Source organism: Paenarthrobacter sp. NPDC090520 (assembly GCF_044769205.1).
GTDB lineage: Bacteria > Actinomycetota > Actinomycetes > Actinomycetales > Micrococcaceae > Arthrobacter.
In genome coordinates, this window is the sequence record NZ_JBIVXM010000043.1 from 1 (window position 1) to 9,341 (window position 9,341).

7 protein-coding genes and 1 rRNA gene are annotated in these 9,341 nt (G+C 65.0%); 3 read left to right on the forward strand and 5 right to left on the reverse strand.

Annotated features, from left to right (window positions below):
* The first annotated feature begins 177 nt into the window (after positions 1-177).
* The 3 genes from ACIQTZ_RS23770 (at position 178) to ACIQTZ_RS23780 (ending at position 3,556) form a co-directional block, all read left to right on the forward strand.
* On the forward strand, positions 178-696 hold the full coding sequence (locus ACIQTZ_RS23770) for a GNAT family N-acetyltransferase (protein ID WP_402984772.1): 519 nt from the start codon (positions 178-180) through the stop codon (positions 694-696).
* Between the two features lie 9 nt (positions 697-705).
* Entirely contained in the window at positions 706-2,412 is a 1,707-nt protein-coding gene (locus ACIQTZ_RS23775) for a helicase HerA-like domain-containing protein (RefSeq protein ID WP_402984774.1), read from the forward strand.
* 115 nt (positions 2,413-2,527) lie between these two features.
* Positions 2,528-3,556, forward strand: coding sequence for a hypothetical protein (locus ACIQTZ_RS23780; RefSeq protein ID WP_400337822.1), 1,029 nt, complete (start codon positions 2,528-2,530; stop codon positions 3,554-3,556).
* Positions 3,557-3,639: 83 nt separating this feature from the next.
* On the opposite strand, the gene ACIQTZ_RS23785 is transcribed toward ACIQTZ_RS23780, so the two are convergent.
* From ACIQTZ_RS23785 to rrf, 5 genes are all read right to left on the reverse strand, one after another.
* Entirely contained in the window at positions 3,640-5,613 is a 1,974-nt protein-coding gene (locus ACIQTZ_RS23785) for an NHL domain-containing thioredoxin family protein (RefSeq protein ID WP_402984776.1), read from the reverse strand.
* Positions 5,613-7,811: a cytochrome c oxidase assembly protein gene (locus tag ACIQTZ_RS23790; protein ID WP_402984783.1), complete on the reverse strand. Its 2,199-nt coding sequence runs from the start codon at positions 7,809-7,811 to the stop codon at positions 5,613-5,615. The genes ACIQTZ_RS23785 and ACIQTZ_RS23790 overlap by 1 nt, the downstream gene beginning before the upstream one ends.
* Positions 7,812-8,026: 215 nt before the next feature.
* Positions 8,027-8,314 carry an HU family DNA-binding protein gene (locus ACIQTZ_RS23795; protein ID WP_011776355.1) on the reverse strand — a complete coding sequence of 96 codons (288 nt, stop codon included), beginning with the start codon at positions 8,312-8,314 and terminating at the stop codon, positions 8,027-8,029.
* 218 nt (positions 8,315-8,532) lie between these two features.
* A complete protein-coding gene (locus tag ACIQTZ_RS23800) occupies positions 8,533-9,093 on the reverse strand; it encodes a GNAT family N-acetyltransferase (protein WP_402984779.1) in 561 nt (186 codons plus the stop codon).
* Between the two features lie 160 nt (positions 9,094-9,253).
* Positions 9,254-9,341 (reverse strand): 5S ribosomal RNA (gene rrf, locus ACIQTZ_RS23805); the annotation flags it as partial.

Genomic DNA, 9,341 nt, shown 5'->3' on the forward strand with positions numbered 1-9,341 from the left:
ACCCCACCCCCCCCCACCCCCCTACCCCCCCCCCCACCCCCCCCCCCCCCCGCGCGCCGCCCCCCCCGGCCCCCCCCCCCCCCCCCCCCCCCCCCCGCGCCCCCCCCCCCCCCCCCCCCCCCCCCCCCCCCCCCCCCCCCCCCCCCTACTTGGGTGACCACCTACGAAAGGCTTCACATGACAGCAACGCCAACCCTGCCGCCGTCGGGCCTGACCGTGCTCAGCCTGCCCATGGACGATCCCCGCGTCCGCCCGCTCCTGGACGAGCTCGCCGTCGAATACGACACCCGCTACGGCGACCTGTTCAGCAGCGAAGGGGCTTCGGAGGAACTGAACCGCTACCCTGCCGAGGAATTTGCCGCACCGCACGGAGCGCTCCTCATCATCCAGGAGAACGGCGAATCCATTGCCGGGGGCGCTTTCCGGCGCTACGACCAGGACACCGCGGAACTCAAGCGCATCTGGACCCACTCGGCCCACCGGCGCCGGGGACTGGCCCGGCGTGTGCTCGCTGAACTCGAGGCTGAGGCCCTCCGCCGCGGTTACTCCAAGCTGTACCTGACCACCGGACCACGCCAGCCGGAGGCCAAGAACCTTTACCTCGCCACGGGCTACACAGCACTGTTCGACCTCACGGCCGACCCCGAGGAAATCATGCATTTGGCATTCAGCAAGGATCTTGTCCCGCGCAGCTAAGCTATGCGCATGGCCACGAAAACCACTGCTGAAAAACTCGCCACCATCCAGCAGGGGTACACCCTGCAAGGCGCCACGATTGAGCTGGGTGCCGCGATTGTGGACGGCGAAGTCCACAAAGAAGCCCAGGTCCGGCTCCCCCTTGCCATGATGAACCGGCACGGCCTGGTGGCCGGTGCAACGGGTACGGGCAAGACCGTCACGCTGCACATGATCGCCGAACAGCTCTCGACGGCGGGCGTTCCGGTGTTCCTCGCCGATATCAAGGGCGACCTCTCCGGCTTGGCGACGGCGGGAACCGCCAGCGAGAAGCTGACCGCCCGCACATCTGCGCTTGGCCAGGAGTGGTCCGCCAGGAACTTTCCCGTGGAGTTCCTTTGCCTGGGCGGGGACGGCAACGGCATTCCGGTGCGCGCCACCATCACGTCTTTCGGGCCCATCCTGCTGTCCCGCATCATGGACCTCAACGACACCCAGGAATCCAGCCTCCAGCTCATCTTCCACTTCGCGGACAAGAACAACCTGGAACTCATCGATCTGAAGGACCTGCGGGCCGTCATCCAGTTCCTCACCTCGGATGAGGGAAAAGCCGAACTCGCGGACCTGGGCGGCCTGTCCAAGGCCACTGCCGGCGTGATCCTCCGCGAACTTGTTGGCCTTGAAGCACAGGGCATGGAAAAGTTCTTCGGGGAGCCCGAGTTCGATACCGCCGAGCTCCTCCGCACCGCTCCCGATGGCCGCGGCGTCATCAGCTGCCTGGAACTCCCCACCCTCCAGACCAAGCCCCTGCTGTTCTCTACGTTCCTTATGTGGCTCCTCGCGGATCTGTTCGAGGACCTTCCCGAGGCCGGCGACCTGGACAAGCCAAAGCTCGTGTTCTTCCTGGACGAGGCGCACCTGCTCTTCAACGGCGCGTCCAAGGCCTTCCTCGACGCCATCACCACCACGGTTCGGCTTATCCGTTCCAAGGGCGTGGGCATCTTCTTCGTGACACAGACGCCCAAGGACGTGCCCGCGGATGTACTGGGCCAGCTCGCCAACCGGGTGCAACACGCCCTGCGCGCCTTCACGCCCGAGGATGCCAAGGCTTTGAAGGCCACGGTGTCCACCTTCCCGGTCAGCGACTACGACCTCGAAGAGACCCTCACCTCGGCCGGAATCGGCGAGGCCGTCATCACGGTCATGAACGAGAAGGGCGCGCCCACTCCTGTGGCCTTGACCCGGCTCCGCGCGCCCGAGTCCGTCATGGGTCCCAGCGCGGACGACCTTGTCCGGAGCACGGTGGCGGCTTCATCGCTCCTGGCCAAATACGGCACGGCAGTGGACAACGTGTCAGCCTACGAGAAGCTGAACGGTGCGGCGCCCGTGCCCACGGGATCGCCCGCGCCGGGGCAACCTCCCGTGCCCGCGTCCTCCGGTTCGTCCGGCGGCTCCCCTGCCGATATTGACGCCGAGGCCCGCCGCATCGAGGAAGAGATCCTCGGCCGGCCCAGTTCCCGTCCCGCCCCTGCGCCGTCGTCCTACCCCGTCCCTTCGGCTCCCGCGCCTGTCCCCGCACCCGCGCCCTCGGACCCGGGCGTGTTCGGGGACCTCGCCGGAGCCCTCGGCGGTGCCTTGGGTGGCGGCCTGAAGAACATGGTCCGATCCATGGGAACCCAATTGGGCCGCGACCTGATCCGCGGCGTGTTTGGCACATCGTCACGGCGGCGCCGGTAGCTTTGCTCCTGCCTGAACCACGACGGCGGGTGCCCGGCCCGCGTGCGCCGGTCGCCGCCGTCGTGCGTCCGTATGGCGTTCTTGCTAAGTCACCTTACAGTCTTCCTGCGCGGCTATTGGCGCCACGGCAGGTAACGTAAAGGGCGTGCAGGTGAGTCAAGCATTGGTCAAGACCGCAGCCGGATGGCTGCTCGGTCTGATGCTTGCTGCCGCCGGCGCGATCGTCTGCATCAATCTGGTGAGCAACTCCGTGGCCAGTCCGCAGCAGCCCGTACGGGAGTACCTCGAGGCGCTGCAGAAGGGCGAAGGCGAGCAGGCCCTGGGCTTATTGCGCGCCAAGGTACCCAACGCGAACGCCGCCATGCTGGACGGAACGGCCCTGCAAACCGCCGCGTCCGCCCTTTCGGACGTCAAGATCGGCAACGCCGAATCCAGGAACGGCAACCGTGTGGCAGTTCCCGTGGACTACACCCTGGACGGCAGCCGGCTCCACACCGAGTTCCTCATGGAACGCACCGGTACGCAATGGCTGTTCTTCGGAAAATGGGCTTTCGTACCCACCACCCTACCCACTATCGACGTCACAGTGGTCAATGCCAGCGAAGCCGCCCTGAACGGGGTTCCGGTCAACATGCCAAACGGGCACAACACGTTCGCTGTGTTCTTTCCCGGCAAATACGAGGCCAGCCTGAACGGCACCTTCTTCGAGGCACCCGCCACTTCAGCCCTCGTCTCAACCCGCGACGGCGGGCAGGCTCCCCTGAACCTCCAGACCCGCTCCACCAAGTCCATGGACGAGGCCGTCGCCGGCAAGGTCCGCGAATTCCTGGACAAGTGCGCCGCCGAAGCCACGGAGCAACAGCGGCTCCAGCCGGACTGTCCGTTCTACCACGCCAGCAACGCGCGGGTAGTGGACGGGACCATCAAATGGGAGATCACGGAGTACCCCAAGATCACCATCGAACCCTTCGGCGGGAAATGGGTGGTGGCACCCCTGAACGGCAAGGCACGGCTGACTGCCCGCGAGATCAACCTGTTCACCGGGGCAGTCAATGACCTCAACGTGGTGCATGATTTCAGTTTCACCACCCAGTTGGACACCGACGGCACCACCGTGACCGTCACACCGCTGCTCACGTTCTAGGGCTCGCGCGGGTCTCCGGGGCTTCCCGGCCTGGCTGCCTCCGGCTCGGAGGATGCCAGGCCACCCCGTCTTTGCTTCGGCCTTTAGTCCATGCCCCGCAGGTCCAGGACCAGTTCTGAATCGCCATCTGTCTGGAGGACCACCGGGATGCCCCAGTCCTGCTGGTAGAGGTGGCAAGCCGCGTGGTCCGGAATCTCGCCGTCTTCGGTCTCAGGACCGTCGCAGGCCGCAGCACGGGCGGTGATGTGAAGGATTCCCTCGGCCACCTCCGGGTTCAGTTCCACGGTCCTCAGGAGCCCCACGGAGGTCCCCCCACCCGACACGATGAGTTCCGGCGGGGTAGAGGAAATCTTCAGTTGCGTGGGGTCGCCCCAGCGGTCGTCAAGCTTCTGGCCCGTCGGGGCCTTGAACCGGACCGTGAGATCCAGGTTCCCGGGAACCACAGGACTCTTGGGACGCTGGGTCTGCGAAGCGCCCTCGTCCACCTGCTGGGCTTCCTTGGGAATCGGAACCAGAACCAGTTGGTGCTTATTGGATTCCACCACCACCAGCAGCGGTTCCGCGTCTTGATGGTTGACCACCACTACGTCGCTGGGCTCGGCCAATCCGCGGGCCAAAGTGGACACCGTGTTGGTCGAGGGATCGTAGCGGCGCACGGCGCCGTTGTAGGTGTCCGCAATGGCAACCGAACCATCCGGCAGTACGGTGACGCCCAAGGGGTGCTGCAGGCGCGCCTCAGCCGCCTCGCCGTCTCGGAAGCCAAAGTCGAACAAGCCGGTGCCGACGGCGGTTTCCACTGTCACGCCGGACTCACCCACCACCAGGCGGCGCAATGCCGAGGTTTCGGAGTCGGCCACCCAAATGTTGTCCTCCGCATCGATGGCCAGGCCGGACGACTGGGCGAACCAGGCTTCCTCGGCGGGACCGTCCAGCAGCCCCTCCAGGCCGGAGCCAGCCAGGATCGAAACGATGCCGCTGACGGGATCCACAGCGAAGATCTGGTGCGTCCCTGCCATGGCAACAACCACGCGCTGCAGCTTTTCGCTCCACACGAGGTCCCATGGCGAGGACAGGGAGACGCCGGTGCCGCGGCCAAGCACCCCAACGTCCAAGGCATCGGCAGCGAAGTCCGCCGGACCGCCGTCGTGGTGCTCCGACCAGCTGCCGGCACCCGACTCGGTGACGCGGGCCGGGCCGGCGTCGAGCAGTCGCTGAACACCGTTGCCCGCAATGGTCCGCACTTCGCCGCTGCCCAGGTTGACGCCGCGCAGGCGGTGGTTCACGGTGTCGGCAACAACAACGTCGTAGCCAAGCGTCGAGGCGAGCCCTGCAGGCAGCACCGCCACGCCCTGGGGTTCGTTGAACTGCGCGGTCCCGGCAGTGCCGTCGGCGAAGCCCTTGGTACCCGAGCCAATCACCCGCTCCACCGTCTCAAAGTCAGGGCGCAGCTCAACCAGCCGGTGGTGTCCGGAATCGACCACCAGGTAGTTGCCGTTGTCCAACTGGGTTGCCTTCCCCGGGAAACGCAACGTGCCGGATGTCGGCTCGGGCGCCACGTAGGGGCCGTTGCCACGGTGCAGGGTGCCCTTGGCTTCATGTTCAGCCACAAGCTCTTCCAGCAGGACCGCGAGGCCGTCGGCGTGGCCCTCGCCTGAGAGATGGGCCACGATGTAGCCCTCCGGATCAATGACAACCAGGGTGGGCCAGGCGCGCGCTGTGTAGGCCTTCCAGGTGGCAAGCTCAGGATCGTCCAGCACCGGGTGGTGGATTTCATAGCGCTCAACGGCCGAGGCCAGCGCTACCGGGTCTGCCTCGTGCTCGAACTTGGGCGAGTGCACGCCCACCGTCACCAGGACGTCGGAGTACTTTTCTTCAAGTGGCCGCAACTCGTCCAGGACGTGGAGGCAGTTGATGCAGCAGAAGGTCCAGAAGTCCAGCAACACGATCTTGCCGCGGAGCGATTCGAGGTCGAGCGACTTGCCGCCGGTATTGAGCCAGCCCCGGCCCTCCAGCTCAGAGGCGCGGACCCGGAGTTGGGTGCGTACGGTTTCGCTCATCAGCGTCCTTCCAGCTTGGTGTTTCGTTCAGTCTGCCCGGTCCCGGACTCATCGCCCGCCTGGTTCCCGGCAGTGCTGCCGGGGCCGTTGGCCGCCTCGGTCCCCGGCTTGTTGCCGGCAGTGGTCCCAGGACCCGTCTGGCGGCTGGACACCTTGGCGTCCCGCTCGGCCAGCCGGGCAAACATATCGTTGTAAGCACTCAGGTCGGCGTCGTTATTCCTGTCCGCCGCCCGATCGACCCTCCGGGTTTCCCGTGCATCCGAACGGGACCACATAACCGCCACTCCGATTGCCACCAGCAAGGTGGGGACCTCGCCGATGCCCCACGCAACAGCACCGCCCATTTGCTGGTCAGCGAGAGCGGACGCACCCCAGGTCCGGCCCAGGTTGCCGAAATAGTCCGCAGCGAGGAGGCCCGTGCCACCCATGATCGATACGCCGAAAAACGCGTGGAAACCCATGGTGGCCAGCAACAGGAGCAGGCGCATCGGATACGGAGCCCTGCGCGGCAAGGGGTCGCTGCCGATCATGCTCAGCACGAAGATGTAACCCGTCAACAGGAAGTGGAGGTTCATGAGCTCGTGGCCTACATGCTCACGCATGGCAAGGCCGAAGAGGTCCGAATAGTAGAACAGCACAATGGAACCGGCGAAGTTCGCGGCCGCAAACAGCGGGTGCGTCACTACCTGCGAGAAGCGTGAGTGGACAAAGAGCAGCAACCATTCGCGCAGGCCCCGCGATCCATGGGCACCCTCACCGCGGGCAGGAAGGGCGCGCAGGGCAAGCGTCACCGGGGCGCCAAGTACAAGGAAGATCGGCGCAACCATGGTCAGCGCCATGTGGTCAACCATGTGCGCAGAGAACAGCACGCGGCCGTACACGGCGGGCGGTCCGGAGGTGATGTAGGTCAGGACCACCAGGCCCACCAACCACGGGATGGTGCGCAGCACAGGCCAGGAGTCGCCGCGTTTGCGGATCTTGATGACACCCAGGATGTAGGAAACGGCGCCAAACAACGCCACGCCTACCCAGAGCCAGTCGAAACGCCACTCGGTGAGCCAGCGCTCGGGCGTGAGCTCCGGTGGCACCTCATAGCCAGACAGGATGAAAGCGGGCGAAGCATCCGGCGCATACGTGGTGGGTTGCGGCGGGGCGGAACGTCCCAGCGCCACGGCGAGTCCCGACGTCGCGCCCATCACCAAGAGCTCCACAAGAATCAGTTGCCACAACACCCTGCGGGCGGACATCGAACCATTCCTGCCCAGCTGGGGTATCACCCACTGCCGGTGCATGAAGCCGATACCGCCCAGCACCAACGTGGCCAGGGCCTTCGCAAGAATGAGCTGGCCGTAGGAGGAACCGAAAAGATCGCCGGGATTGGTCACGCGGATGGCGGCGTTGATCACGCCCGAGGCAAAGACCAGGACGAACGCGAAACCTGCCAGGGACGAGAAGCGCCGGAGCGTCGGTTCGGTGATGTCAGCGGTTCCCGACGACCGTGAACCCGTCAGGAGACCGGACAGGACCGCAAGCATGATGATGCCGCCCACCCACGTGGACACCCCTACCAGGTGCATGCCCAGGGAGTTGATGGCGCCCTCGTGGTCGCTGGAACTTGAAGAGTGCCCAATGAGGGCAGTCGGAACCAATCCAATGAGGGCCAAAAGCAAGGTAAACGCCAGGCCAGTCAAGGACCGCACGCCAAACAAGGCCGTGGTGACAACAGCTGCGATGATGGTCACCGCAAGCCAAGCCTTGCCCGTCTCGATATCCGTCATGAAGTACACCAGGGAACGGGTGAATTCGGCGTCCCCGGAGACTCCCTGCCCTGCAACGTCGGCGTAGGTCAGGACAAGGACGGCCACCGCTGAAAGAGTCCACGCGGCGCCCGCCGCGGCCGCAACGGCCAAGGCCCGCGAAAACGCGGGGTGCTCGGGTGCCTCGGGATCATCCTTGCCACGCGTCCTGGAGGGCTTGAGGTTCTTGGGAAGGATTCCGACGGCGAAGATCAGGCCACCGATGACGGTTGCCACAGACACGTTGTGAATGGCCTTCGCGAAGGGAAGGCCCCACCGGACCAAGGCGCCGGGGTCGGAGACCTGGCGGGCTGCCGCAGCACCGGAGAAGATGAGCGCTCCGGCCAGCGTCAGGAACAGGACAGCCAAGCCCGCGAGCTGCCACGGCAAGGAAATACCCATGCCAGTGGTGCCTCCCCGCGCTCCCGGCTTGGGAACGGGCGAAGGGGCAGTGGCGGAGCTTCTGGCTAATGGCACTTATCCATTGTCCGTTACCTGCCGCCGGGCTGCGAATCGGGAGTTTGCTGGGGAGGAGAAGTGGGCAAACATCAGATTAAAAAGCAGAAGAGGCGGCAACATCACGTTGCCGCCTCTTCCAGGCGTTCGCCGAAGTATGGTTACTTCTTCTTGGCGACAGCAGCCTTCAGCTTGGAACCAGCAGTCAGCTTGACGCTGTGGCCGGCTGCGATCTGGATGGTCTCGCCGGTCTGCGGGTTGCGGCCGGTACGAGCTGCACGGTCGGTACGCTCAACTGCGAGCCAGCCCGGGATGGTGATCTTCTCGCCTGCAGCAACAGAAGTCTCGAAAACTTCGAACAGTGCATCGAGCACGGAGTTAACGGCTGCCTGGCTGGTGCCAGCCTTGCCTGCTACCTCTGCAACGAGTTCACTACGGTTCTTAGCCATTTACGTCCTCCTGGACTAATACGTTTTTGAGCCGGCAAGCGGACCGCGAGCAAGCCACTGCTCGAAAACTTACCAGCTTGCACCGGCATGGCCAGCAAATTCCGCGTGTTTCCGCGCTTTTTTGACCAAAATCACCGGATTATCGGGGTTTTTGGGCCTACGGGCCGGCTGTGGCGTACCCTACGGCGCGGCAACACAGTGTCCTACCCCCGCAGGGATCAGTGCAGAATGCGCTGATAGAGCACATGGTCTTGCCACTTCCCATCGATCTTCAGGTACGACGGCGCCAACCCGATCCGCTCGAATCCGCTCCGCTTCAGCACCGCTTGGGAAGCCGCATTGTGCACCAACGTGGCCGCCTGGACACGGTGCAACCCCAGCTCACTGCCGGCCATATCCAAGACCGCACCGACGGCTGCCTTGGCCAAGCCCTTGCCGGCATGAGCCGAATCAACCCAATATCCAAGGTTGGCGCTGAGGAAGGGACCACGGACGATGCCTGTCAGCGTCATGGTTCCAACGATCATGCCGGACCTGACGAGGACCCAGGGCACCTCGCGGCCGGCAGCATACTGCTGCAGCTTGCTTTGAACCGCCTTCTCCTGCCCGGAGACCGAGAAGAACGACGGCTCACGCCGAGGCTCCCACGGGGACAAATGCTCGGCATTCCGGACGTACGCCGCTGCCAATGCCCCGGAATCCTCCAGGACGACCGGCCGCAAATGGACCTGTTCGTTTGCAAGGAGTGCGGGGACATCGAGGGACCGGGACAGGTTCATCCGGTGACTCTATCCTGCGCGCGGGCAACCTCCCGTGCCGTTGAGGGGTCCGCATTGCTTGTTGTGGGGCCTGTGGTGCGTGTTTTTTGGCGTGAGGTAGTTGGGGTGTTAAAGGTGTGGAGCCCCGACCGTCGTGGTCGGGGCTCCAACTGTAATGGTTGTCCGGCGGTGTCCTACTCTCCCACACCCTCCCGGGTGCAGTACCATCGGCGCTGTGGGTCTTAGCTTCCGGGTTCGGAATGGGACCG

Bases quoted from the DNA above. Each gene is read 5' to 3' on its own strand.
- ACIQTZ_RS23785 (WP_402984776.1), bottom strand. From the start codon at position 5,613: ATGAGCGAAACCGTACGCACCCAACTCCGGGTCCGCGCCTCTGAGCTG.
- ACIQTZ_RS23795 (WP_011776355.1), bottom strand. From the start codon at position 8,314: ATGGCTAAGAACCGTAGTGAACTCGTTGCAGAGGTAGCAGGCAAGGCT.
- ACIQTZ_RS23800 (WP_402984779.1), bottom strand. From the start codon at position 9,093: ATGAACCTGTCCCGGTCCCTCGATGTCCCCGCACTCCTTGCAAACGAA.
- ACIQTZ_RS23775 (WP_402984774.1), top strand. From the start codon at position 706: ATGGCCACGAAAACCACTGCTGAAAAACTCGCCACCATCCAGCAGGGG.
- ACIQTZ_RS23770 (WP_402984772.1), top strand. From the start codon at position 178: ATGACAGCAACGCCAACCCTGCCGCCGTCGGGCCTGACCGTGCTCAGC.
- ACIQTZ_RS23790 (WP_402984783.1), bottom strand. From the start codon at position 7,811: ATGGGTATTTCCTTGCCGTGGCAGCTCGCGGGCTTGGCTGTCCTGTTC.